Origin of the sequence: Actinomadura logoneensis, assembly GCF_003428695.1 — a bacterium.
Taxonomy (GTDB): domain Bacteria; phylum Actinomycetota; class Actinomycetes; order Streptosporangiales; family Streptosporangiaceae; genus Spirillospora; species Spirillospora logoneensis.
Genome location: NZ_QURH01000429.1, coordinates 1 through 901 on the forward strand (window position 1 = coordinate 1; position 901 = coordinate 901).

The following is a 901-nucleotide window of genomic DNA, read 5'->3' on the forward strand; positions in this document are numbered from 1 at the left end:
CGACCGGGCGGGCCGGGGAACCGCGCGCCCCGGCGACCGCGCCGCGCCCGGCGCCTCCACCCGTCCCGCGTCCGCGCACTCCGCCTCCGCGCACTCCGCGTCCGGGCACTCCGCGTCCGCGCACTCCGCGTCCAGGCACTCCGCGTCCGCGCACCACGCGTCCGCGCGGACCGCCGCCACGGACGCGGAGCTGGTCGCGGCCTTCCGGCGCGATCCCGACCGGTTCACCGACGTGTACGACCGGTACTTCCGCGACATCTACCTGTACGCGGCGGGACGCCTGGACACCCAGGCGGGCGAGGACATCGCCGCCGAGACGTTCTGCACGGCGTTCGCGATCCGGGACCGCTTCGACCCGGGGCGCGGCGCCCTGCGCCCGTGGCTGTTCGGCATCGCCACCAACCTCATCGCCCGGCACCGCCGCCGCGAGGCCCGCCACTACAAGGCCCTCGCGCGCGGCGCGGAGGACCCGGCCGAGGGCAGCCACGAGAACGGCGTGCTGACCGCCGTCGCCGCGCGGCGGATGCGGCCCGAACTGGCCCGCGCGCTGCGCTCCCTCAACCAGGGCGAGCGCGACGTGCTGCTGCTGACGGCCCTGGCCCAGCTCGGCCACGACGAGATCGCCGAGGCGCTCGGGATCTCCTACGGCACCGTCGGGTCCCGGCTGAGCCGCGCCCGCGCAAAGCTCCACAAGACCCTCACCAAGGAGGACTTCCATGGATGACGACCTGCGCGTCCTCGCCGACACGCTCGCCAAGCCCGACCCCGCGCGGGACGTGGTGGACCGCCGCCGCCACCAGCTCCAGAACGCCATGCGCGGCGGCGCCGCCCGCGCCCCCGGCCGCCGCCGCGTCCACTGGGCCGTCGGCGGCACCGGCCTCACGGCCGGAGTGGCGGCCGC

Annotated in this window: 2 protein-coding genes; both read left to right on the top strand. The window is 77.4% G+C overall.

The features are described 5' to 3' along the window. The coding region (locus DZF91_RS23110) for an RNA polymerase sigma factor (protein ID WP_328589198.1) at positions 1 to 724 on the top strand (724 nt) is incomplete at its 5' end. Beyond that, positions 717 to 901: hypothetical protein (locus DZF91_RS23115; RefSeq protein ID WP_199486820.1), on the top strand; the 185-nt coding region annotated here is incomplete at its 3' end. The genes DZF91_RS23110 and DZF91_RS23115, both read left to right, overlap by 8 nt.